The organism is Brachybacterium sp. B718/18, from assembly GCF_055454375.1.
In genome coordinates, this window is the sequence record NZ_JBVDDO010000001.1 from 420,066 (window position 1) to 442,959 (window position 22,894).

Here is a 22,894-nt window from a genome sequence, read left to right on the forward strand (position 1 = left end):
TCCGCGAACTGTGGCGACATGTGTCACGCCGTAGACTCGATGCCATGACCTCCGCGCCGTCCGAGCCCTCCGTCGCCCCCGCCGTCGATCCCGACTGCGTGTTCTGCCGGATCGTCGCGGGCGAGATCCCCTCGGACCGCGTCCACGAGGACGAGCGGGTGATCGCCTTCCGGGACCTGCATCCGCAGGCGCCGCTCCATGTCCTCGTCGTCCCGCGCGCGCACTCGCGGGACGTGCGCGAGCTCGCCGCGGCCCCGGAGCTGCTCGCCCATGTCGTCGAGGTCGCCGGCTCCGTGGCCGCCGAGCACGCGCGAGGCGACTTCCGCCTGGTGTTCAACACCGGGGAGAGTGCCGGTCAGACCGTCTTCCATGTCCATGCCCACGTCCTGGCGGGAGAGCTCGCCGAAGGAGAACTGTGACCTCTGACGTCACCCCGGCCCCCGGCCGCGCCCCCGCGGTGCTCGAGCGCCGTCTCGCCATTCCCGACCACCTGAGCCCCTTCCAGGTGCTCGGGGAGAACGACCAGGCCCTCGCGGCTCTCGAGGACGCAGTCCCGGACACCGACGTGCACGTGCGCGGTCACCAGGTGACCCTGCGCGGCACCGAGGATGCGCTGCGTCGCAGCGAGCACATCGTGCGCAGCCTCATCGAGCTCGCGGGCACCGGCCAGGCCGTCACGGCCGAGGCGGTCCAGCGCGCCGCGAACCTCTACGGGGACGAGCGTGCGGAGGGCCGCCGTCTCGAGGAGGTGCTCTCCCGCACGATCCTCTCCAGCCGCGGCCGGACCATCCGCCCCAAGACCCTCGGGCAGCAGAAGTACATCGAGGCGATCGAGTCCTCGACCGTCACCTTCGGGATCGGCCCCGCGGGAACCGGCAAGACGTACCTCGCGGTCGCGATGGCGGTGCAGCAGCTGCTCAGCAAGCAGATCAACCGCATCATCCTGACGCGGCCCGCCGTCGAGGCGGGGGAGCGGCTGGGCTTCCTGCCCGGAACCCTCAACGAGAAGATCGACCCGTACCTGCGCCCGCTCTACGACGCGCTGCACGACATGCTCGACCCCGATTCGATCCCGCGACTGATGGGGGCGGGGACCATCGAGGTCGCCCCGCTCGCCTACATGCGCGGGCGCACCCTCAACGACGCCTTCATCATCCTCGACGAGGCGCAGAACACGACGCCCGAGCAGATGAAGATGTTCCTCACCCGGCTCGGCTTCAACTCGACCATGGTGGTCACCGGCGACGTCACCCAGGTGGACCTCCCAGGCGGGCAGAAGAGCGGTCTGCGGGTGGTCGAGCAGGTCCTCGGCGGCATCGACGACATCTCCTTCTGCCGCCTGTCCTCCCGCGACGTGGTCCGCCACCGGCTGGTGAGCGACATCGTGGAGGCCTACGGACGCTGGGAGGTCCGCCCCGGCGGGAACCGCGACTACCGGCGGCGCGAGGGGTCGGGGAGCTGAGATGACCATCGAGATCCGCAACGAGACCACCGCCGTCGTCGACGAGCGGGAGTTCGTGGAGCTGGCCCGCTTCGTGTTCGAGCGGCTGCACCTGCACCCGGCGACGGAGATGTCGATCCTCTTCGTCGACGAGGAGGCGATGGAACGCCTGCACGTGCAGTGGCTGGACCTGCCCGGTCCGACCGACGTGATGAGCTTCCCGATGGACGAGCTGACGCCCGGCAGCGCGGAGCAGCCGTCCCCCGAGGGACTGCTGGGCGACGTGGTTCTCTGTCCGAGCGTCGCGGCGAAGCAGGCGGCGGAGGCCGGTCACAGCACCGAGGAGGAGCTGCTCCTGCTCACCGTGCACTCGATCCTGCACCTGCTCGGTTACGACCACATGGAGGCCGAGGAGCGGAAGGTCATGTTCGACCTGCAGCGCACCCTCCTGCTGACCTTCCTGGCCTCGAAGGAGAGCTCCTGAGCGGCATGCCCGGGCAGGGGGCGGTCCGATGACTGCGGCCGTGGCCCTGCTGATCCTCATCCCTCTCGCGGCGGCAGCCCTGGTGCTGGCGGCGGTGCTCACCGCGGTCGACGCCGCGCACCTGTCGGTCTCCCGCAGCGCCCTCGAGAGGGACAGCGCCGAACTGCCCGAGGCGGTGCGTGCCCGGGTGCTGGGCCAGCACACGGACTCGGCCCGCACCCTCGCCGCGGTGAGCCTCGGCCGCACCCTCGCCGAGGCGGTCGGCCTGATCGCCATCACCGCCGCGTCCTTCCTCGGACTGAGTGCGGCGGGGGTCGAGGGCTGGGTCCTGCCCGCGCTCCTGGCCCTCGCGATCTCCGCGCTCCTGCTGCTGATCATCGCGGCGGCCTCCCCGCGCACCATCGGCCGCCGGCGCGCCGAGTCGGTGCTCCTGTCCACCCACCGGCTGGTGCAGATCGTGCGCGGCGTGCTGTGGTTCCCCGCGGGGTTGCTGGTCAGCGTCGGCGCCGGGGTCGCGGCGCGCCCCCACGGGGGCGAGGGACCCGAGGACCCGGCGCGCACCGCCCGACGCGGCGTGGACCGGGCCCTCGAGGACGAGCACGTGGGGGACGGCGAACGGGACATGATCCAGGGCGTCTTCGAGCTGCGCGGCACGATGGTGCGCGAGCTGATGGTCCCCCGGCCCGACATGATCACCGTCGCCGCGACGGCCACGGCGACGGAGGCGATGCGGCTGTTCGTCCGCTCCGGCTTCTCCCGCATCCCCGTGATCGGCGAGGACGTCGACGACCTCCGCGGCATGCTCTACGTCAAGGACGTGATGCGGGCGGTGCACGCCCCGTGGGACCCGCGGCCCGACCGCCCGGTCACGGAGATCATGCGCCGCGCCCGCTTCGTGCCGGAGTTCGTGCCGGCCGACGAGGTGCTGCGGCAGATGCAGACCAGCCGGGTGCACATCGTCGTGCTGGTGGACGAGTACGGGGGCGTCTCCGGCATCGTCACCATCGAGGACGTCCTCGAGGAGATCGTGGGCGAGATCGCCGACGAGCACGACCCCGTCGCCCCCGAGGTCGAGGATCTCGGCGACGGCCGCTTCCGCGTCCCCACCCGTGCGTCCCTCGACGAGCTCGGCGAGCTGTTCGGACTCGACCTCGACGACGCCGACATCGACAGCGTCGGCGGACTGCTCGGCAAGGTCACGGGGCGCGTGCCGATCGTGGGCACCCGTGCCGTCGTCTTCGGCCTGGCCCTCGAGGGGGAGCGGACCGCCGGTCGGCGCAAGCGCCTCTCGACCGTCATCGCCCGCCGCGCCGAGGAGGACGAGGTCGCGCCGTCGGCCGCCTCCCCGGCCGAGCCGCCCGCCGCCGAGACCGACCCGCAGACCCCCTCGTCCGAGCTCGCCGTGAGCCGCGACGAGCGCCCCGACCCCCACCCGCACCCCGCCGCCGCGGGGGATGCCGCACGCCAGGAGAGCCCCCATGAGCGATGACCACGAGCCCACCGACCCGACCGACGCCGTCTCCCACGACGAGCAGGCACCCGCCGGGGAGACGACCGCTCCGCACCGGGCGGGCTTCGTGGCGCTCGTCGGCCGGCCCAACGTCGGCAAGTCCACTCTGACCAATGCGCTGGTGGGGGAGAAGGTCGCGATCACCAGCTCGAAGCCGCAGACGACGCGGCGGGCGATCCGCGGGATCGTCACCTCCGAGGCCGCCCAGATCATCCTCGTCGACACCCCCGGGGTGCATCGCCCCCGCACCCTCCTCGGCGAGCGGCTGAACGACCTGGTCCGCGAGACCCTCGGCGAGGTCGACGTGGTCGGCTTCTGCCTCCCCGCGGACCAGAAGATCGGCCCCGGCGACCGCTTCATCGCCCAGGACCTGGTGGAGATGCGCCAGGGCCGCCGCGGGCCGCGGGTCATCGCGATCGTCACCAAGATCGACCTGGTGGGCCGGGACCAGCTCGCCGAGCACCTGATGACCGTCGACCAGCTGATGGGCTTCGACGAGATCGTGCCGATCTCCGCGGTGAAGGGCGAGCAGATCGACGTGCTGCTCGAGGTGATCGCCGCGCAGCTGCCGGAAGGGCCGCAGCTGTACCCCGACGACCAGCTCACCGAGGAGTCGCGCGATGACCGCATCTCCGAGCTGATCCGCGAGGCGGCGCTCGAGGGCGTGCGCGAGGAGCTGCCCCATTCCATCGCCGTGGTCGTCGAGGAGGTCGTCGAGGTCGATCCCGACGGCGACCAGTTCACCCCGGTCGAGCCGGGCACCGGTCGCCTCGTGGTGCGCGCGACCCTGTTCGTGGAACGGGACAGCCAGAAGGGGATCATCATCGGCCGCGCCGGATCCCGGCTCAAGGACGTCGGCTCCCGGGCCCGCGCTGAGATCAACGCACTGCTGGGCCGCAAAGTGCACCTGGACCTACGGGTCAAGGTCGCCAAGGAGTGGCAGCGCGACCCCAAGCAGCTGGGTCGCCTGGGGTTCTGACGTGCGACGGCGGAGCGGCCGGCGAGGGCGGCGGCCCTGCGGCGGGGAGGCCGCCGGGGCCGCATCGCGGGGTGGATCTCGCGCTCCGGATCCTCGGCGCGGTCGTGCTGGTCGGCGGTGGGGTGCTGTGGATCCGGATGATCGCGGCGGTGGTGGGATCGCGCGTCGATCCGGGGAGCGACCCTCACGGCTACGGCCTGATCCTCGGCACGATCTCCGGGATCCCGCTCGGCCTGGCCGCCGCGGTCTGAGCGGGCCTGCTGGCCCGCGCGGCCGACGGTCCGTCGTGCTGGCCGCGGCGTTCGGGGTGTGGTTCCTGGTCACGGCGGTGCTGGTGGTGCTGATCCTGACCATGCCCCGGTCGCAGCCGCCGGGCGGCATCTTGCCATCGCCGTCGCTGTCGTCGTCACTGTCGCTGTGGCCGTCGCAGACACTGTCGGCATCGTCGTCGGCGCCGGCGCTGGTCGTGACGGACGGGGCCGCGACCGCGCCCCGCGCAGCGCCGTTCGCATCGTGACCCGACCGGAGCCGACCCGTCGACGGTGCTACCGTGACCGCCATGCGTGGATCGCTGCTCCTGCTTAGCCGCCGCGACGGGACCTGAACGCCGGGACCCCGCCGCGGCTGATGTTGTGTCCGGCGACCGGTACCCCAGCGAGAAGGACCTCCCGTGAACTCCACCCCCAGCACCACCGCGCCGAGCATCGCCGCCACGGCCGATCCCGCCATCCCCGTCGTCGGCCCCTCCGGCGGCTCCCCGCAGCAGCCTTCCGGCATGCCGACCCACAAGTACCTGCCCTTCCACGAGCAGATCCGCGTGGACCTCCCGGACCGGACCTGGCCCGACAACCGCATCACCCGTGCCCCGCGCTGGTGCGCCGTCGACCTGCGGGACGGCAACCAGGCCCTCATCGACCCGATGAACTCCGAGCGCAAGCTGCGCATGTTCGAGCTGCTCGTGCAGATGGGCTACAAGGAGATCGAGGTCGGCTTCCCCGCCGCCTCGAAGACCGACTTCGACTTCGTGCGCACCCTCATCGACGAGGACCGCATCCCCGAGGACGTCTCGATCCAGGTCCTCACCCAGGCCCGTGAGCACCTCATCGAGCGCACCTACGAGGCGATCGCCGGGGCGAAGCAGGCCGTCGTCCACCTCTACAACTCGACCTCGATCGTGCAGCGGGACGTGGTCTTCCGCGCCGACGAGGACGGCATCCTCGACATCGCCGTGCAGGGCGCCCTGCTGTGCAAGAAGTACGAGGAGACCGTCCCCGACACCGAGATCACCTACGAGTACTCCCCGGAGTCCTACACCGGCACCGAGCTCGAGTACGCGCTGCGGGTCTGCAACGCCGTCATCGAGGTCATCAAGCCCACGCCCGAGCGCAAGATGATCATCAACCTCCCGGCGACCGTCGAGATGGCGACCCCCAACGTCTACGCCGACTCGATCGAGTGGATGCACCGGAACCTCGACCGCCGCGACTCGCTCGTGCTGTCCCTGCACCCCCACAACGATCGCGGCACCGGCGTCGCCGCCGCCGAGCTCGGCTACCAGGCCGGCGCCGACCGCATCGAGGGCTGCCTCTTCGGCAACGGCGAGCGCACCGGCAACGTGGACCTGGTGACCCTGGGCCTGAACCTGTTCAGCCAGGGCATCGACCCGCAGATCGACTTCTCGGACCTCGACGAGGTGCGCCGCACCGTCGAGCACTGCAACCAGATGCCCGTCCCCGAGCGCAGCCCGTACGGCGGTGACCTCGTGTTCACCGCCTTCTCCGGCTCCCACCAGGACGCCATCAAGAAGGGCCTCGAGCGCATGCAGTCCGATGCCGACGCCGCCGGCAAGGACGTCGAGGACATCGTCTGGCGGGTCCCGTACCTGCCCGTGGACCCGAAGGACCTCGGTCGCTCCTACGAGGCCGTGATCCGGGTGAACTCCCAGTCCGGCAAGGGCGGCATGGCGTACCTGCTGCGCACCGAGCACGGCCTGGACCTGCCTCGCCGCCTGCAGATCGAGTTCTCCGGCATCGTCCAGCGCAAGACCGACTCCGAGGGCGGGGAGGTCAGCCCCGAGCAGCTCTGGGACGCCTTCACCGACGAGTACCTCCCCTCGCCCGACGCCGGACGACGATGGGGCCGCTTCGGCTTCCGCGCGGTGCACCAGGAGTCCACCGGGGACGGCGCCGACCGCATCACCGTCACCCTCGTCGTCGACGGCGAGGAGCATCAGGTGACCGGTATCGGCAACGGCCCGCTGGACGGCTTCGTCAAGGCTCTCGCCGAGCGCAAGATCGACGTGCGCATCCTCGACTACGCCGAGCACGCCCTCACCGAGGGCGACGACTCGCTCGCCGCCTCGTACATCGAGTGCGAGATCGGCGACCGGATCTTCTGGGGCGTCGGCATCGACGGGTCCATCACCCGCGCCTCCCTCGAGGCGATCATCTCGGCCCTCAACCGCGAGCAGCGCGCTGGCGCCTGAGCCTCGCCGGTCCGGGGCGGACCGGGAACACCGCGGTCCGTCCCGGAGGCCCTCAGGTCTCGCCGTGCAGGTCGTCCTCGGTGAGCACCGGGATCTCGCTCGTGACCGTCGCGTGGGTGGGCGTGGGCAGGTCCCAGCCCGGTGGCTCGTCGACCGGCGGGGCGGTGTCGGGCTGAGCCGCACGGCCCGTCACCGTCACGCCGGCGCTCGCAGCGACCACGAGGAGCGCCGCGGCGAGACGCAGCGGCGTCGCCTGCTGACCGAGCAGGAGCAGACCGGCCGCGAGGGCGATGACCGGTTCGAGGCTGAGCAGGATCCCGAACACGTGACGGGGCAGGCGGCGCAGCGCCGCGAGCTCCAGGGTGTAGGGCAGGACCGAGGCGAGCACCGCGGTGCCGACCGCGAGCGCGAGCAGGCGCAGGTCGAGCAGGCCGGTGAGCGCCCCGGGTGCGCCGAGCGGCAGCACCGTGAGCGCGCCGATCGCGAGGCCGAGCGCGAGGCCGTCCTGCCCGGGCACGGTCTGCCCGACCTTCGCGCTGGTCAGCACGTACAGCCCCCAGAAGACGGCGGCGACCAGCGCGAAGAGCACCCCGATCGGATCGAGGTCCGCGGCACCGAGCAGGGACTCGAGGCCGAACAGGCCCACTCCACCGACGGCGAGCAGCACCCACAGGTAGTCCATCCGCCGCGTCGACAGCGCGGCGGCGACCACGAGCGGTCCGAGGAATTCGATCGCCACGGCGGTGCCCAGCGGGATCCGCTCGATCGCCGCGTAGAAGCTGCCGTTCATCGCCCCGATCACCACGCCGAAGGCGAGGATCGACCGCCACTGCGAACGGTTCAGCCGCAGGGGGCGGGGCCGCACGATCACGAGCAGCACGATCGCGGCGAGGCCCAGGCGCAGTGCGGTGGTGCCGAAGGAGCCGATCGCGGGGAACAGCTGGGTCGCGAGCGCGGCGCCGAACTGCAGCGAGAAGCAGGAGCCGAGGATGAACAGCACCGGCGTGAGCGGCAGCCCGCGCGGGGCGCCGAGGGCGCTCGGCGCCGGGGCGGACGCGGTGGGGGAGGAGGTCACCGGACCACTTTGCCCCCACCGGTCCACTCAGGTCCAGCGACTGTTCCCAACGTGTACCGTGAAGCAGATCCGAACGATCGACGGAGGTGCCCGTGCTCAATCTCCATCGCCTGTTCCTGCTGCGGGAGCTGAGCAGATTGGAGACCATGTCCGCGATCGCGCGCGAGCACTCGCTGTCCCCGTCGGCCGTCTCCCAGCAGCTCTCCCAACTGGAGCGGGAGGCGAAGGTCACCCTGTTCGAGCAGTCCGGCCGACGCGTGTCCCTCACCGACGCGGGGGTCCGTCTCGCCCGTCGGGCCGAGGAGCTGCTCGGGCTCGTGGAGACGGCCGAGGCGGAGCTCGTCTCCGCCCAGGGCGAGGCCGGGGGAGTGCTCCGCATCGCCTCCTTCCAGACCCCGCTGATCGTGCTCGCCCCCGTGGCCGTGAGCGTGCTCGAGCAGCGTCATCCCCGGATGCGCATCGAGATCGCCCAGCGCGAGGTCGAGGCGGCCTACGAGGGTCTGCTCGCCCACCGCTTCGACGTGATCCTGGGCGAGGACTATCCCGGCGGTCAGCAGGTGGTGCGCCGCGGGACCGACCGCGAGGAGCTGCTGCGCGACCCCCTGCTCCTGGTGCTGCCCGATCATGGCCCGGCCTCCGAGGTGCGCCGCCTCGCCGACCTCGCCGAGATGCCCTGGGCCCTCGACCCGGAGGGCACCCGCACCGGGGCGTGGGAGCGCACCTACCTCCGAGCGGCCGGCGTAGAGCCGTGGGTCCGCTTCGACACCCCCGACCCGCTGCTGCAGGTGCACCTGGTGCGCTCCGGGCACGCCGTCGCCTTCGTGCCCGGACTGATCGCCGCGGAGCACCTCGGGGGCACGCGGGTGCTGCGCCTGCCCGGTGACCCCCACCGCGGGCTGTACACCGCCGCCCGCGCGGGCGCCCGGGAGCATCCGTCGCTGCTCGCGTTCCGGGCGGCGCTGCTCGAGGCGGCGGAGGCCCTCGGCGAACTGCCCGGCCTCGACGAGCTTCCCGCGTGATGCCTGGAGACGCCGGACTCAGCTGATCCGGCTCCGCAGCTCGGGGACGCCCTCCCCCGCGAGCTCGTCGAGGGCTCCGGGCCGCCCGGCCATCGCCATCACGAGGCTGAGCAGCGGGCCGCGGACCGACGGACCCTCCCCGGAGGTGAAGGATGCGTCGTCGGCCTCCAGGTACAGGCCCCGCACCGCCGTGCGGCTGTTCACCGCGAAGTCCTTGATCGCGAAGTACCGGGCGACCTCGAGCACCGCCGTCGGATCGGGCTCGAGCGCGATGCCGAGGGGACGAGCGATGTCCTGGCCATGGACGATCACCTCGCCGAGCCAGGCGGGATGGTCTCGTGTCGGCGCGATGGTGAGATCCACCGCGTCGTGGAACCGGCGTCGGGTCTCCTCCGGGGTGCTGCCGAGGTTCTCGGCGAGGCGACGGGCGTTGTGCGTGTCGGGGTCGAAGCCGGCGAGGACCATGCTCCGCAACCATCCCCAGCGCCCTGTGTGCGCCCCCGCCGTGAGGTGCGCGGTGACCTGCTCGACCGTCCAGACGGTGCAGAGCGATCCGCTGCGCCACTGCGGTGCGGTGAGGGTGTCCAGGAGCGTTGCGAGGCGGGCGCGCTCGGCATGGATCAGGGTCCAGTGCTGCGTGGCGGAGAGGGTCATGTCGGGTGCTCAGCCGACGGGCGGGAAGGACGCCTTCGCGGCCTTCGCGATGCGGTTCAGCTGGCGCCGATCGGAGATCGCGCCGAGCACGGCGCCGAGGCCCGGGATGGCCTTCCCGAAGAGTCGCGCCGAGCGCAGCCCGAACCGCTTCAGCAGGCGACTCCCGATGGCGGACACGATCTCGGACTGCGGACTGGCCGGTAGGCGGGAGGCGACGGTGCGGGCGGCGGCGCCGGTGATCGGCCCGAGGCCGATGGACCGCAGCACCTCCCCGGACTCCTCGCCGACGAGGGCGGCCAGCACCCGGATCCGGATCTCCGGGTCCGCGAGGTCATGGCCGCGGACCGCCGCGATCGCGCCGACCATCCGGGTGGACTGGATGTAGAACTCGAGGACGTTGGTGGGCAGCAGCAGGGGCAGGGTCACCACACCGCCGAGGCCGGTGAGGAAGCCTCCGGCGGTCACGCCCCGCCGGTGGGAGCGGATGATCCGGCGCACCGCGAGCTCGGGCCGACGCCGGGCGCGGCCCCGCTGGGCGCGGCGCGCCACCTCGGCCGCCGAGGAGTAGGTGAGCTTCCCGTCCAGGCCGATGTCGCGGACGGTGTCGACCATCCGGTCGATCGCCCCACCGGAGCCCGAGCGGTCGGAGGCACTGCCGCGCCGCGCCTCGTGCATCGCATCGCGGGCCATGGACGTCGCCGAGTCGTCGCGGCGCAGCGTCGAGAAGATCCCCATCGCAGTTCCTTCCGTGGGTCGGGTGTCGTGGACCGACGCTACCGCGTCACAGGGCGCGGCACGGCGCGGCCCGCCTGCGGGCGTCGGTCGGCCCCACGGCGTAGATTCGGGCTCACCATGCAGAACAAGCTGTATCGAGACGATGCGATCGTCCTGCGCACGCATCCGCTGGGCGAGGCCGATCGCATCATCACGCTGCTCACGCGGCGGCACGGGAAGGTCCGCGCCGTCGCCAAGGGGGTCCGCCGCACCGGGAGCCGCTTCGGTGCGCGCCTGGAGCCGTTCACCCTCGTGGACCTGCAGCTGCATGCGGGGAAGAACCTCCACACCGTCACGCAGGCCGTGACCCTCGAGGCCTTCGCCGGTCCGATCACTGCGGACTACGACCGCTACACCGCCGCGAGCGCGATGCTCGAGACCACCGACCGGCTCACCGACGAGACCGTCGACCCCAGCCAGCGGGGATTCCTGATGCTGGTCGGGGCGCTGCGCTCGATGGGGGAGGGGCGGATCCCGCCGCCGCTCGTGCTCGACGCCTTCCTCCTGCGCACCCTCGCCCTGTCCGGCTGGGCCCCGGAACTGCGGGTCTGCGCGACCTGCGGGGCCCCGGGCCCGCACCACGCGCTCGACGTCCGTGCCGGCGGCCTCGTCTGCACCCCGTGCCGTCGACCCGGAGCGGTCGCGGTGCGCCAGGCCGCCGTCGAGCACCTGATCTTCCTGCTCGCCGGGGACTGGGAGAATGTCCTGGCCGCCGAGCCGACGATCCAGCAGGAGGCCGGCCGGCTCATCGCCGACACCATCACCTGGCACCTCGAGCGCTCCGTCCGCTCGCTCCACTACGTCGACCGCTGACGCCGAGCCCGACCCGGCCGCGGTGCACACCATCCGCCCCGCCCGCCGACCGACCCGAAGGATCCCGATGCCCGCCGCACCCGCCTCCGGCCCCCTCGAGCCCTTCGAGCACCCCAGCGGTGCCCGCCCGCCCCGACTGCCCGCCCCGACCATCCCCGCGCATGTCGCGGTGGTCATGGACGGCAACGGCCGCTGGGCGAACCGGCAGGGCCTGCCCCGCACGGCCGGGCACGAGGCGGGGGAGGCGGCGCTGCTGGACGTCGTCGCGGGGGCGCTCCAGATCGGCGTGACCCACCTGAGCGCCTACGCCTTCTCCACCGAGAACTGGAAGCGCTCCCCGGACGAGGTGCGCTTCCTCATGGGCTTCTCCCGCTCCGTGCTGCGCCGGCAGCGGGACACGCTGAACTCCTGGGGCGTGCGGATCGTGTGGATCGGGCGCGAGCAGCGCCTCTGGGGCAGCGTCATCAAGGAGCTGAAGGAGGCGGAGGAGCTCACCCGCGGGAACACCCGCATGACGCTCTACATGTGCGTGAACTACGGCGGCCGGGCCGAGATCGTCGACGCCGTGCGGGAGATCGCCGAGGAGGCACGGGCCGGGCGGCTCAAGGCCTCCGGCATCACCGAGCGCACCCTCGCCCGTCACCTCATCGACCCCGACATGCCCGATGTCGACCTGTTCCTGCGCACCAGCGGCGAGCAGCGCACCTCGAACTTCCTGCTGTGGCAGTCCGCCTATGCGGAGATGGTCTTCGTGCCCGAGCTGTGGCCGGACGTCGACCGCCGCGTGCTGTGGCGGGCGATCACCGACTACGCCCGGCGCGACCGCCGCTACGGCGGGGCCGTCGACGTGCCGGAGGCGTCGCCGACACTCTGAGCGCCGAGGTTCGGCGGGGCGGTCTCCGGGCGGTCAGGCGCGGTCGCCGGCCTCGGCCTCGACGGCCGACTCCGTGACCGTCTCCCTGGCCGACTCCGTCGGGGCCGTCGTCGGGGGGACGGGAGCGATCAGGCCCCCGGTCCGCCGTCGGTGCCACAGCAGCAGGGCGACGAGCAGCACCAGCAGGGCCAGCACGGCCACCGCCGCCCAGGGCGAGCGCAGGAACAGCTCGACCCAGCCGGCGAACACCACCAAGCCCACTGTGGCGTAAATGAGCGCCCAGGCCAGACCGCCGATCGCGAGAGCCGGAAGATAGCGACGCGGCGGCATCCCGGTCAGTCCGGCCGCGGCGTTGGCGGCGGTCTGGAAGCCGACGGTGAGGAAGCTCAGCGCCACCACCGGGGCACCCCAGCGGTTCACGATCCCGGTCGCCCGCACGACGCGCTCGGAGGAGAGGAAGGAGGCGACCCTGCCACGATCGGCGGCGCGCCGCGCCCCGCGGCCGAGCAGGTACGTGCCGCCGGCGCGGATCCAGATCACGACGTACAGGAACCCGACCGCGGGCAGCAGCGGCAGCGACTGCACCCAGTCCATCATGCGTGGGGGCCTCCGTCGGCGGTCCCGCTCTCCTCGGGTGCCTGCGACCCGTCTGCCGTCGCGGTGCCGGCGTGCTCGGTGCACAGCCCGAAGACCTCGAGGGTGTGGTCGAGGTCCGTGAAACCGTGCTCGCGGGCGATCGCGCCCATCGCGGCCTCGAGGGAGGGGTCGGTGATCTCGACGGTCTTCCCGCACTCGCGGCACACCAGGTGGTGGTGGTGCCCGGAGTCCTCGCACTGGCGGTACAGCGACTCGCCGTCGGCGGCGACCAGCACGTCGAGCCGGCCCGCCGTCGAGAGCGCCTGCAGCGTCCGGTAGACGGTGGCGAGGCCGACGGACTCGCCGTCGGTACGCATCTGCTCGTGGATCTGCTGGGCGCTGCGGAAGTCGTCCTGCTGCGAGAGCGTCTCGAGGATCGCGGCGCGCTGGCGAGTGTTCCGTTGCATGGATCGATTGTGCGCCATCGGGCCCGGGACCTCCATTCTTGGTGATCTGACCGACGCCCGCGATGCGTCAGGTCGTTGCGCGGGTCTCCTGGTCAGCGGGCACCTGCTCGAGGTCCGGCAGGCGCGGTCCGCGACCGGGGATGATCGCCCTCGTGCTGAGTGCGAGGATGTACACGCCGATCGTCAGCAGCACGATGACCCCGCCCGGCGGCAGGTCGACGTACACCGTGAGCAGCAGCCCGCCGAGGGCGCAGATCACGGCGATGACCATCGCGGTGCGCATGGTGCGGGCGAAGCCGACCACCAGCTGCTGGGCGGCGGCGACGGGGACGATCATCAGCGCCGAGACCATCAGTGCGCCGACGATCCGCATCGAGAGGGTGACGGTCAGCGCCGCCATCAGGGCGATCAGCACGTTCACCAGCCGCACCGGCAGGCCGGAGGCGCGGGCGAACTCCTCGTCGCCCGTGACCGCGGAGAGCAGGCCCGAGAGGCCCACGCCGATGCCGAGCACGACGACGGCGAGGACCACGGCGATCACGGCGTCGGGGGCGGTGACGGTGGAGAGCGATCCGAAAAGGTAGCCCATGAGGTTCTGGGAGGTGCCGCCGGCGAGCTGGATGATCACCACGCCCCCCGCGATGCCGCCGTAGAACAGGATCGCGAGCGCGACGTCCCGGCTGGTGTGCCCGATCTCGCGGACGTACTCGATCGCGACCGCGCCGAGCACGGAGGCGATCAGGGCGCCGGGGATGGCGAGGAGATCCGCGGGGGAGGCGGCGGTCCAGGCGCCGACCAGCCAGCCGACGGCGACGCCCGTGAGCGCGACGTGGCCGAGGCCGTCGCCGAGCAGGGACAGCCGCTTCTGCACCAGGTAGGTGCCGACGACGGGGGCGGTCAGACCGATGAGCACCGCGATGATCAGCGGGTAGCGCAGCAGGTCCGAGGTGAGGATGTCGAGGGGGGAGATCATGCCGGGTGGATCTCCTGTCCGAGGCAGTCGGCGTGGGCGTCGGGGATCGCGGGGTGGTCGTGGCTCGAGTCGACAGGCAGCTGGGCGGTCTCGGCGCCGTCGTGGATGACGCGGCCGTGGTCGAGGACGATCACCCGATCGAGGTCGTCAGCGAGCGGGCCGGTCTCGTGCAGGACGACGAGCAGGGTCGTGCCCTGGGCGGCGAGCTCGCGGAACAGCCCCGCGATGAGCTCCTGGGTAGGGAGGTCCACGCCCGCGAAGGGTTCGTCGAGCACGAGCAGTCGCGGGGAGCGCACCAGGGCGCGGGCGATCATCACCCGGCGGCGCTGGCCGCCGGACATGCGGGTGATCGGCCGATCCGCGAGGTGCGGCAGGCCGACGGCCTCCAGGGCGCGCATCACCCGTGGGTCGCGGTTGCGGGCGGTCCAGCGGCGAGCCCCGAGCAGGCCGGTCGCGACGGTCTCGCGGGCGGTCGAGGGGATCGATCCCGACTCGGCGGAGTCCTGTGGGACGTAACCGATCGCGTCGTGCGCGCGGCCGTCCCGCACGGGCCGGCCGAACAGGCGTGCCCGGCCGGACTCGAGGGGGAGCACGCCGACGATCGCGCGGAGCAGCGTCGACTTGCCGGAGCCGTTGGCGCCGAGCAGTGCCACCCGCTCCCCGGAACGGATCGAGAGGGAGACGTCCTCGAGCACGCGCTGTCCCCCGCGCACGACGGTCGCGTCCTCGACCTCGAGGACGGGGGCGTCGGCCGGGGCGGCCGGCGGGGTGGTGTCGGTCGCTGAGATGTCCGCCGGGGAGCCGGCGCTCACTGCCAGCTCTCCACGAGCTTCCGGGCGTTCTCGCGCATGACCTGAGGATAGTCGGCGTCCTCGGAGAGCTGCGTCTCGAGGTTGTCGAGCTCCTCGCTGGTGATCCCCACGTTCTCCGCGAGGGTCTGGGCGACCTTGGGGGAGGCGGTCGTCTCGAAGAAGACGGTCGTGACGCCCTCGGCGTCGATCACCTTCTCCAGCTCGAGCAGCCGCTGCGGGGAGGGCTCGGTCTCGGGGTCGATGCCGGAGATGCCCACCTGGTGCAGGTCGTAACGAGCGGCGAGATAGGAGTAGGCGGCATGGCTGGTGATGAAGGTCCGGGTCCCCGCGACGGCGCCGAAAGACTCGGCCAGCTCCGCGTCGAGGGCCTCGAGCTCGGTGCGCAGGGCGGCGGCCCGCTCCGTGTAACCGTCAGCGCCCTCCGCGTCGAGCTCGCCGAGCCGCTCGGCGAGGGCATCGCCGATCTGGGCGATGCGCAGCGGGTCGTGCCACAGGTGCGGGTCGGTGCCGCCGTGGTCGTGCCCCTCGTGATCCTCCTCGGTCGACTCCCCGCCGGCATCGGAGGCGGTGTCGTCGGCGTGCTCCGCGTCGTCTGCGTGCTCGGCGTGCTCCTCGGCGCTCTCGCCCTCGTGCTCGGCCTCGGTGTCGCCGAGCTCGGTGACGAGCAGCTCGACGACCTGGGAGATGTCCAGCACGTTGTCGCCGGGCCCGCTCGCGATCGCGTCGTCGATCGCGGTCTGGTAACCGGGAATCTGCAGCACGAGCGCCGCCTCCTGCACCTGCATCACCTGGCGCACGGACAGCTCGAGCCCGTGGGCGTCGGCCCCCGGCGTGGCGAAGTCCACGGAGGTGACGCGATCGCCACCGATCCGCTCGACCAGGAAACGCAGCGGGTAGTTCGAGGTCACGACCACGGGGGTGCCGTCCCCGGACTCCCCGCCTCCGCCGCAGGCGGCGAGGGTCAGCGCGCCCCCGCCGAGGACGGCGAGGGAGAGCAGGGAGCGGCGGGAGAGCGCAGGCACGAAGGACATGACAATCATTCTCACCATCGGTCGGGGTCGCGGGCAAGTCGGCGGGGCCGCGGGTGCGCACCGTCACAGCACGGCCCTGGCTATGCTGGTCTGGTTCGAATCCACCCCGTCACCAGGAGTCTCCCCGTGGCCAAGGCCCCCGCCAGCACGCTGGACAACGTCATCGCCCTCGCCAAGAAGCGAGGCTTCGTGTTCCCGGCCGGTGAGATCTACGGCGGCACCCGCTCCGCCTGGGACTACGGTCCGCTCGGCGTCGAGCTCAAGGAGAACATCAAGAAGCAGTGGTGGCAGACCTTCGTGCGCTCCCGCGGCGACATGGTGGGCCTGGACTCCTCGATCATCCTGCCCAAGCGCGTGTGGGAGGCCTCGGGCCACGTCGCGACCTTCACCGACCCGCTGGTCGAGTGCCGGAGCTGCCACAACCGCTTCCGGGAGGACCATCTGCTCGAGGCCTTCGCCGAGAAGAAGGGCCGTGCGCCCGAGGGCGGCCTCGCCGAGGTCCCCTGCCCGAACTGCGGCACCCGCGGCGAGTACACCGACCCGCAGCAGTTCTCGGGCCTGGTCAAGACCTACCTCGGTCCGGTCGACAGCGAGGCCGGACTGCACTTCCTGCGCCCTGAGACCGCGCAGGGCATCTTCGTGAACTTCCTCAACGTGGTCACCGCCTCCCGCCAGAAGCCCCCCTTCGGCATCGGCCAGGTCGGCAAGGCGTTCCGCAACGAGATCACCCCCGGAAACTTCATCTTCCGCACGCGCGAGTTCGAGCAGATGGAGATCGAGTTCTTCACCCCGCCGGCCGAGGCCGACGCGCACTTCGCGGCCTGGGTCGAGGACTGCTGGAACTGGTTCGTGGACCTCGGGATCGACCCCGACAACATGCGCCGCTTCGACGTCCCCGAGGACGAGCGCGCCCACTACTCGGCGGGCACCATCGATCTCGAGTACCGCTTCGGCTTCCAGGGCAGCGAGTGGGGCGAGCTGATGGGCATCGCTAACCGCACCGACTTCGACCTGAGCAGCCACACCGAGGGCTCGGGCACGAAGATGCAGTACTTCGACCAGGCCGCCAACGAGCGTTACACGCCGTACGTCATCGAGCCCAGCTTCGGCCTGACCCGCTCGATGATGGCCTTCCTGGTCGACGCCTATCGCGAGGACGAGGCCCCCAACGCCAAGGGCGGGGTCGACACCCGCACGGTGCTCGCCCTCGACCCGCGCCTCGCGCCGGTCAAGGCCGCGGTGCTGCCGCTGTCCAAGAGCGAGGACCTGGTGCCCCGCGCGGAGGAGCTCGCCGCCCGTCTGCGAGCTCGTTGGAACGTCGAGACCGACGTGACCCAGGCGATCGGTCGCCGCTACCGCCGCCAGGACGAGATCGGCACCCCGTTCTGCATCACGGTCGACTTCGAGACCGCCGAGGACCAGGCCGTCACGATCCGCGAGCGCGACACCATGCAGCAGGAGCGCGTGGCGCTGGACCAGGTCGAGTCCTACCTCGCGGAGCGCCTCGTCGGCGCCTGAGGCCGGCCCGCTCGCGAGGCTCGGGTGGCGTCGACGTGGCACAGTGCTCCCATGAGTGACGCTCCGGGCCTCGCGCTGTCCGCCGCCTACCACGAGGAGGTGGTGGCGCCCCTGCTCGAGCGGTCGATGCCCGGCGTTCCGTACGCCGCGGCGCGACTGGGATCCGGCTCGGACGTGCTGGGCTTCGACGACGCGCAGTCCCGCGATCACGACTGGGGGCTGCGGCTCACCCTGCTCGTCGAGGACGGTGCGGCCTCCGAGGTCGACGCCCTGCTCGAGCGGGAACTGCCTGCGACCTGGCGCGATCGTCCGGTGCGCTTCGCGACCACCTGGGACCCGGTCGTGCGCCAGCGCGCCGAGGTCTCAGGTGCGGCGGACTTCGCCGCCTCGCGCACGGGGATCCTTCCGCAGCGGCTCGCTGGCCCCGAGCCCGTCGGCCTGACGGACTGGCTGCAGCTGACCGGGCAGGCGGCCCTCGAGGTCACCGCGGGACCGGTCTTCCACGACGGCACCGGGGCGATCTCGCGGATCCGCGAGCGGCTCGCCGGGTATCCGGAGGACGTGCGGCGCTATGCGATAGGCGCCGACTGGACCCGCATCGGCCAGGAGTTGCCGGACGTGGGGCGGGCGGGCCTGCGCGGGGACGAGGACGGGTCCGCGGTGATCGCCGCCCGTCATGTCCGCACCCTGCTCCATCTGGCGCATCTGCTGCATCGGCGCTGGGCGCCCTACGGCAAGTGGCTCGCCCGCTCCGCCGCCGCGCTGCCGGGAGGCGACGCGCTGCGCAGCACGGCGCTCGAGACGCTTTGCGCTCCCGACTGGCGCACCCGTCAGCGGGCGCTCAGCGCGGCGATCGAGCTGCTCGCCGCGGTGCAGGGCCGAGTCGGCCTGCCCACCCTCGACCCCGCAACCGAGCCGTTCTTCGACCGCCCCCACACCGGCCTGCGCGGGCTCCCGGAGCAGCTCGCGGAGACCATCACCGATCCCACCGTCCGCGCGCTCCGGCCGGGGATCGGCACCGCCGAGCAGATCAGCGACCACGTCAGCGTGCTCGTGGACGCGGAGCTGCGGCGTCGCCTCGTCGGCGGCTGAGCAGGCGGGACCCGGGGGGCGGGTGCCCGCGCACGCGTGGCGCGCCGGACTGCTCCGCTCTGAGCGGCTCCGCACAGAGCTGATCAGCTCCCGACGGAGAACGCCCCAGCCGGGCGGTGCGCGGCGGAGGCTGATGGCATGACCACAGCATCTCTCGCCCAACCATCGGCCGATCCGCAGTCGGCGTCGGCCGCATCGGACTCGTCAGCCTCATCCCTGACCACCGCCCACCTCCTGCACCAGCGGGTGCTCCTGCTGGACCGGGAGCTCGACCAGGAGAACGGCGCCGCCCTGAGCGCCCGGCTCCTGCTCCTCGCCGCGGAGGACCCGAGCTCCGACATCACCCTGCTCATCAACTCGCCGGGCGGCCTGGTCCCGGCCATGCTCGCGATCGGCGACCTGGTGGATCTCGTGCCCTGCGACGTGCGCACCGTCGCGCTCGGCATGGCCTACAGCGCCGGGCAGTTCCTGCTCACCCAGGGCACCCCCGGGAAGCGGTACGTGCTGCCGCACGGCCAGGTGCTCATGCATCAGGGCTCGGCCGGCTTCGGCGGGAGCGCCGCGGACATCGAGCTGCAGGCCGAGGACCTGCGCCGGAGCCGCGACCTGCTGATCCGTCTGACCGCGGAGCGCACCGGGCAGAGCGAGGAGACGATCGCCCGCGACTCCGAGCGCGACCGGATCTGGGATGCCGAGGGCGCGGTCGCCTACGGATTCGCCGATCACGTGGTCTCTGACGTCCGCGAGATCCTGCCGTTCGGTCTGCCCGGCGCGGGCAGCCGCCCGGCAGGGATCGGCGGTGCACGATGAGCGGCTACACGATCCCGTCGGTGATCGAGCGCACCCGTACCGGGGCCGAGCGCAGCGCCGACGTCTTCTCCCGACTGCTCAGCGACCGCATCGTCTACATCGGCACGCCGATAGACGACGGCGTCGCGAACACCGTGATCGCCCAGATCCTGCACCTCGAGAACGATGCCGCCGACGCTCCGATCCACCTCTACCTCAACTCCTCCGGCGGCGACGTCCAGGCCGTCCTCGCCCTCTACGACACGCTCAGCTACGTGCGCAGCCGCATCGCGGTGACCTGCATCGGCCAGGTCGTGGCGGCGCCAGTGCTGCTCCTGGCCGCGGGGACACCGGGATTGCGCTGGGTGCTGCCGCACACGCGGGTGGTGCTCCATCCGCTGGAGGCGCAGGGCCGCGGCGCGGTGCCGGACCTGATCCTCGCGACCGAGGAGGTGCAGCGGCTGCGGGGGAGCCTCGAGTCGCTGATCGCCGAGCACTCGGGACAGACGTCGGAACGGGTCCGGCAGGACCTCGAGCGCGAACGGGTCCTCGATGCCGCGGCGACGGTCGCCTACGGGCTGGCCGACGAGGTGCTGCTCAGGCGGCCGCGAGCAACCTGACCCCTGGACCCTCCGTCCGCATCCCGGCGGGATGCGTGCCGGGGTGCCCGGGGGCGAGCGTCGAGGCGCGCGGCGTCGAGCGGAGCCCGAGCACCGGGGCACCGACGAGGGCGCCGTCGGCTACTCGCAGCAGGAGCAGCGGCAGGTCGATCCCGAGGGCGCCGAGGATCGCCGCAAGCAGCTCCGAGGACGGATCCTTCCGCCCCCGCTCGACGTCGGAGAGGTGCTGCATGGACAGCCCGGCCGCCGCGGCGACCTCGGCGAGGGTGCGGCGCTGACGATGCCGTTCGGCGCGCAGCTCCGCCCCCATCAGCTCCCGCAGCAGCGGGTCGAGGTGCCGGTCCATGCCGGGAGACTACGTCGGCGGAAAGCCGGGGGAGCGTCGCTCCGCTCTCGGCGGAAGACCGTCCGGTAGGCCGCTGCCCGCGCGCCGCGAGCGCCGACCGGTCCCGGTCACAGGATCGCGGCCAGCAGATGCGGGGCGACCAGCGTGCCGAAGGCCCGCAGCACCCGGCGCTGGTCCTCCGCCGGAGCGCCGACGGGCAGCACCAGCGCGATCTCGTCGGCCGCGTGCACCACCGGATCCGCGAGCAGCGCCTGGGCGACGGCGAGGGGCTCGTCCACCACCACCCGGCTGAACACCGCCGCGTGCCCGCCGATCTCCGGGGCCCTGTGCTCCGCCAGGACGGCGGGCGACGCGGCGCGCTCCCGAGGCAGCAGGGAGACGAAGCGTTCGAGCTCCTCCTCCGTCTCCACGGGCACCATCTGCCGCGAGACCATCACGTGGCCCTCGCCGTGACCGGCCGCGCGGGACGCCTCCCGATAGGCCTCGAGCGCCTCGAGCTGCAGCACCTCGAAGGAGCGGCCCGACCCGTCGTCGGGCGCCATGGTCGCGAGCTGCAGCCCGAGGCCCGCCCGTCCGGCCATCGCGGCCCGCTCGGGGCTCGCCGCGCCATAGGCGAGACGGCGACGCAGCCCGAGGACCTGCGGCTGGATGCGCAGCGGCGTGCCGGGGTCGACCCCCTCGATATGGGCGTCGGCGCCCGCGACGATCTCCCCGTCCACGAAGGAGAGCAGGTCGTGGAGCACCCGGTCGACGTGGTCGGCGCGGTCGACGGCGAGAGCGCCGAAGGCGCGCGCGTAGATCGCGTCGTGCGCCGAATAGCCGGAGCCGAGCCCCGCCCGGAGCCGACCGTTAAGGAGCAGATCGGCGGTGGCGAGGTCCTCGGCGAGGCGGCCCGCGTTCTCGAAGCGCAGCGGGATCACGGCGGTGCCGAGCTCGATGCGGCGCGCATGCTGTCCAAGAGCCGCGAGCACGAGGAGCGGGGAGGGCGAGGCATCCTGCAGGTGGCGCACACGCAGGTAGGCGACGTCGAGGCCCAGCTCCTCGGCGAGCAGGATCAGGTCGCGCCCGTCGTCGAGCTGCGCGCTGTCGATCTGCGCGAGGACGCCCAACTTCGGGGGATCTCGGAGCTCGGTCGCGGTCATGGCGGGACTCCCTTCGCACGGTCGGCGCCGACCGGGAGGGGACGGCTCCGTACTCCATTGTCCACCGGCACGGGGGCACCCGACGGGACCGAGGCCCCGGATCGTCCCTCCCCAGCGCCGGCTGATGCACATCACCACCCTCGATCCTCCCGCAGCGGCGCGCGGGGTGGGAGAATCCCAGGACGATGACCACGCTGACCGACGCCCTGCCCGACGCTCCTGCCGCGACCTCCGCCGAGGCCGCCCCCGGCCCGGAGCGCACTCGGCGACCCCTGCGGATCGGTCGTCTCACCGTCGACACCCCGGTGATGCTCGCGCCGATGGCGGGCGTGACCAACATGGCCTTCCGCGTGCTCTGCCGCGAGTTCGGCGCCCTCCACAGCGCGGACGACGGCGGCCTCTTCCCGACTGAGATGGTCACCACCCGCGCCCTGCTCGAGGACCATCGGGAGTCCTGGCGCCTGCTGCGCATGGCGGACCGCGAACGGCCCCGCTCGGTGCAGCTGTACGGCGTGGACCCGGCGGTCGTCGGCCGCTCGATCGAGATCATCCTCGAACGCGACGGCGCCGACCACATCGACCTCAACTTCGGCTGCCCGGTCCCCAAGGTGACCAAGCGCGGCGGGGGCGGGGTGCTGCCCTGGAAGGACGAGCTGTTCACCCGCATCCTGCGCGCGGCGGTCGACGCCGCCGGCGACGTGCCGGTCACCGTGAAGACCCGCAAGGGCGTGGACGACGCCCACCTCACCTACCGCGATGCGGGCCTGATCGCGCAGGAGGTCGGCGCCGCCGCCATCACCCTCCACGGCCGCACCGTCAAGGAGCAGTACTCAGGCACCGCGGACTGGACCGCGATCGCGGACCTCAAGGAGACGGTGACCGACATCCCGGTGCTCGGCAACGGCGACGTCTGGTCCGCGGAGGACGCCCTGCGGATGGTCGACGAGACGGGGGCCGACGGGGTCGTCGTCGGCCGCGGCTGTCAGGGCCGCCCGTGGCTCTTCGGTGATCTCGCTGCCGGGTTCGCGGGCAGCGCTGAGCGGGTCCGGCCCGGCCTCGGCGAGGTCGCGCGGATCGTGCGCCGCCACGCCGAGCTGCTCGTCGAGTTCTATGAGGACGAGGGCCGCGGTGTGCGCGACCTGCGCAAGCACGTCGCCTGGTACTTCAAGGGATATCCGGTGGGCGGGGAGATGCGCCGGCAGCTGACGGCGATGGACTCCCTCGCCGATCTCGACGCGAAGCTCGCCGAGCTGGATCTCGACGCCCCCTATCCGGGTGCCCCGGTCGAGGGGCCGCGCGACCGCGCGGGCCACGGGCGGAACGCGACGGTGCCCGAGGGGTGGATGGACTCCCGGGAGCTGTCGGACGAGCACCGTGCCCGCCTCCACGAGGCCGAGCTCGACATCTCGGGGGGCTGAGC

General features: G+C 72.4%; 26 protein-coding genes. 16 read left to right on the forward strand and 10 right to left on the reverse strand.

Annotation, left to right across the window (positions count from 1 at the left end):
- Window positions 1-44: 44 nt before the first annotated feature.
- The 8 genes from ACZCAH_RS02030 (at window position 45) to leuA (ending at window position 6,899) form a co-directional block, all read left to right on the forward strand.
- Complete coding sequence (locus tag ACZCAH_RS02030) at window positions 45-419, forward strand: histidine triad nucleotide-binding protein (RefSeq protein ID WP_464339484.1); 375 nt, start codon at window positions 45-47, stop codon at window positions 417-419.
- Entirely contained in the window at window positions 416-1,462 is a 1,047-nt protein-coding gene (locus ACZCAH_RS02035; protein ID WP_464339485.1) for a PhoH family protein, read from the forward strand. Before ACZCAH_RS02030 ends, ACZCAH_RS02035 begins: the two co-directional genes overlap by 4 nt.
- Before the next feature lies 1 nt (window position 1,463).
- Window positions 1,464-1,925, forward strand: a complete 462-nt coding sequence (ybeY, locus tag ACZCAH_RS02040) for an rRNA maturation RNase YbeY (protein WP_329748191.1) — start codon at window positions 1,464-1,466, stop codon at window positions 1,923-1,925.
- Between the two features lie 28 nt (window positions 1,926-1,953).
- Complete coding sequence (locus tag ACZCAH_RS02045; protein WP_464339486.1) at window positions 1,954-3,414, forward strand: hemolysin family protein; 1,461 nt, start codon at window positions 1,954-1,956, stop codon at window positions 3,412-3,414.
- The gene (gene era / locus ACZCAH_RS02050; RefSeq protein WP_464339487.1) at window positions 3,404-4,414 is read left to right on the forward strand and encodes a GTPase Era; all 1,011 of its coding nucleotides are present in this window, start codon (window positions 3,404-3,406) and stop codon (window positions 4,412-4,414) included. Before ACZCAH_RS02045 ends, era begins: the two co-directional genes overlap by 11 nt.
- A gap of 71 nt (window positions 4,415-4,485) precedes the next feature.
- Entirely contained in the window at window positions 4,486-4,665 is a 180-nt protein-coding gene (locus tag ACZCAH_RS02055; protein WP_464339488.1) for a hypothetical protein, read from the forward strand.
- Window positions 4,666-4,700: 35 nt separating this feature from the next.
- Window positions 4,701-4,931 (forward strand): hypothetical protein, encoded by a 231-nt coding sequence (locus ACZCAH_RS02060; RefSeq protein WP_464339489.1) that lies wholly within the window; start codon window positions 4,701-4,703, stop codon window positions 4,929-4,931.
- A gap of 258 nt (window positions 4,932-5,189) precedes the next feature.
- Window positions 5,190-6,899 carry a 2-isopropylmalate synthase gene (gene leuA, locus ACZCAH_RS02065; RefSeq protein ID WP_464339801.1) on the forward strand — a complete coding sequence of 570 codons (1,710 nt, stop codon included), beginning with the start codon at window positions 5,190-5,192 and terminating at the stop codon, window positions 6,897-6,899.
- A 52-nt stretch (window positions 6,900-6,951) separates the two neighbouring features.
- Here the strand turns inward: leuA and ACZCAH_RS02070 are convergent, their stop codons facing one another.
- On the reverse strand, window positions 6,952-7,974 hold the full coding sequence (locus ACZCAH_RS02070) for an EamA family transporter (protein ID WP_464339490.1): 1,023 nt from the start codon (window positions 7,972-7,974) through the stop codon (window positions 6,952-6,954).
- Window positions 7,975-8,066: 92 nt separating this feature from the next.
- On the opposite strand from ACZCAH_RS02070, the gene ACZCAH_RS02075 reads away from it, so the two are divergent.
- On the forward strand, window positions 8,067-8,993 hold the full coding sequence (locus tag ACZCAH_RS02075; RefSeq protein ID WP_464339491.1) for a LysR family transcriptional regulator: 927 nt from the start codon (window positions 8,067-8,069) through the stop codon (window positions 8,991-8,993).
- An 18-nt stretch (window positions 8,994-9,011) separates the two neighbouring features.
- On the opposite strand, the gene ACZCAH_RS02080 is transcribed toward ACZCAH_RS02075, so the two are convergent.
- Window positions 9,012-9,647 carry a maleylpyruvate isomerase family mycothiol-dependent enzyme gene (locus ACZCAH_RS02080; RefSeq protein ID WP_464339492.1) on the reverse strand — a complete coding sequence of 212 codons (636 nt, stop codon included), beginning with the start codon at window positions 9,645-9,647 and terminating at the stop codon, window positions 9,012-9,014.
- Between the two features lie 9 nt (window positions 9,648-9,656).
- Entirely contained in the window at window positions 9,657-10,382 is a 726-nt protein-coding gene (locus tag ACZCAH_RS02085) for an EcsC family protein (protein ID WP_464339493.1), read from the reverse strand.
- Between the two features lie 117 nt (window positions 10,383-10,499).
- On the opposite strand from ACZCAH_RS02085, the gene recO reads away from it, so the two are divergent.
- Together recO and ACZCAH_RS02095 are read left to right on the forward strand one after the other, a co-directional pair.
- The gene (recO, locus tag ACZCAH_RS02090) at window positions 10,500-11,234 is read left to right on the forward strand and encodes a DNA repair protein RecO (RefSeq protein ID WP_464339494.1); all 735 of its coding nucleotides are present in this window, start codon (window positions 10,500-10,502) and stop codon (window positions 11,232-11,234) included.
- 67 nt (window positions 11,235-11,301) lie between these two features.
- A complete protein-coding gene (locus tag ACZCAH_RS02095) occupies window positions 11,302-12,108 on the forward strand; it encodes an isoprenyl transferase (protein ID WP_464339495.1) in 807 nt (268 codons plus the stop codon).
- Window positions 12,109-12,141: 33 nt separating this feature from the next.
- Here the strand turns inward: ACZCAH_RS02095 and ACZCAH_RS02100 are convergent, their stop codons facing one another.
- From ACZCAH_RS02100 to ACZCAH_RS02120, 5 genes are all read right to left on the reverse strand, one after another.
- Window positions 12,142-12,705, reverse strand: coding sequence for a DedA family protein (locus ACZCAH_RS02100; RefSeq protein WP_464339496.1), 564 nt, complete (start codon window positions 12,703-12,705; stop codon window positions 12,142-12,144).
- On the reverse strand, window positions 12,702-13,151 hold the full coding sequence (locus ACZCAH_RS02105; RefSeq protein WP_464339497.1) for a Fur family transcriptional regulator: 450 nt from the start codon (window positions 13,149-13,151) through the stop codon (window positions 12,702-12,704). Before ACZCAH_RS02105 ends, ACZCAH_RS02100 begins: the two co-directional genes overlap by 4 nt.
- Window positions 13,152-13,218: 67 nt before the next feature.
- Window positions 13,219-14,124 carry a metal ABC transporter permease gene (locus tag ACZCAH_RS02110; RefSeq protein ID WP_464339498.1) on the reverse strand — a complete coding sequence of 302 codons (906 nt, stop codon included), beginning with the start codon at window positions 14,122-14,124 and terminating at the stop codon, window positions 13,219-13,221.
- The gene (locus ACZCAH_RS02115; protein WP_464339499.1) at window positions 14,121-14,936 is read right to left on the reverse strand and encodes a metal ABC transporter ATP-binding protein; all 816 of its coding nucleotides are present in this window, start codon (window positions 14,934-14,936) and stop codon (window positions 14,121-14,123) included. The genes ACZCAH_RS02110 and ACZCAH_RS02115 overlap by 4 nt, the downstream gene beginning before the upstream one ends.
- Window positions 14,933-15,967 carry a metal ABC transporter substrate-binding protein gene (locus ACZCAH_RS02120; protein WP_464339500.1) on the reverse strand — a complete coding sequence of 345 codons (1,035 nt, stop codon included), beginning with the start codon at window positions 15,965-15,967 and terminating at the stop codon, window positions 14,933-14,935. Before ACZCAH_RS02120 ends, ACZCAH_RS02115 begins: the two co-directional genes overlap by 4 nt.
- 126 nt (window positions 15,968-16,093) lie before the next feature.
- Between ACZCAH_RS02120 and ACZCAH_RS02125 the strand changes: the two genes are divergently transcribed.
- The 4 genes from ACZCAH_RS02125 to ACZCAH_RS02140 all read left to right on the forward strand — a co-directional run bounded on the left by ACZCAH_RS02125 (window position 16,094) and on the right by ACZCAH_RS02140 (window position 19,986).
- Window positions 16,094-17,485 (forward strand): glycine--tRNA ligase, encoded by a 1,392-nt coding sequence (locus ACZCAH_RS02125; RefSeq protein ID WP_464339501.1) that lies wholly within the window; start codon window positions 16,094-16,096, stop codon window positions 17,483-17,485.
- Window positions 17,486-17,536: 51 nt separating this feature from the next.
- Window positions 17,537-18,577: a DUF4037 domain-containing protein gene (locus tag ACZCAH_RS02130; protein WP_464339502.1), complete on the forward strand. Its 1,041-nt coding sequence runs from the start codon at window positions 17,537-17,539 to the stop codon at window positions 18,575-18,577.
- A gap of 138 nt (window positions 18,578-18,715) precedes the next feature.
- Window positions 18,716-19,387, forward strand: a complete 672-nt coding sequence (locus tag ACZCAH_RS02135) for a ClpP family protease (protein ID WP_464339503.1) — start codon at window positions 18,716-18,718, stop codon at window positions 19,385-19,387.
- Window positions 19,384-19,986 (forward strand): ClpP family protease, encoded by a 603-nt coding sequence (locus ACZCAH_RS02140; RefSeq protein WP_464339504.1) that lies wholly within the window; start codon window positions 19,384-19,386, stop codon window positions 19,984-19,986. Before ACZCAH_RS02135 ends, ACZCAH_RS02140 begins: the two co-directional genes overlap by 4 nt.
- Here the strand turns inward: ACZCAH_RS02140 and ACZCAH_RS02145 are convergent.
- Both ACZCAH_RS02145 and ACZCAH_RS02150 read right to left on the reverse strand, forming a co-directional pair.
- A complete protein-coding gene (locus ACZCAH_RS02145; protein ID WP_464339505.1) occupies window positions 19,964-20,332 on the reverse strand; it encodes a helix-turn-helix domain-containing protein in 369 nt (122 codons plus the stop codon). The two genes, ACZCAH_RS02140 and ACZCAH_RS02145, sit on opposite strands and share 23 nt — an antisense overlap.
- Before the next feature lie 107 nt (window positions 20,333-20,439).
- The gene (locus tag ACZCAH_RS02150; RefSeq protein WP_464339506.1) at window positions 20,440-21,474 is read right to left on the reverse strand and encodes an LLM class flavin-dependent oxidoreductase; all 1,035 of its coding nucleotides are present in this window, start codon (window positions 21,472-21,474) and stop codon (window positions 20,440-20,442) included.
- Window positions 21,475-21,659: 185 nt separating this feature from the next.
- Here ACZCAH_RS02150 and dusB point away from each other — a divergent pair, with 185 nt between their 5' ends.
- On the forward strand, window positions 21,660-22,892 hold the full coding sequence (gene dusB, locus ACZCAH_RS02155) for a tRNA dihydrouridine synthase DusB (protein ID WP_464339507.1): 1,233 nt from the start codon (window positions 21,660-21,662) through the stop codon (window positions 22,890-22,892).
- The last annotated feature ends 2 nt before the right edge of the window (window positions 22,893-22,894 follow it).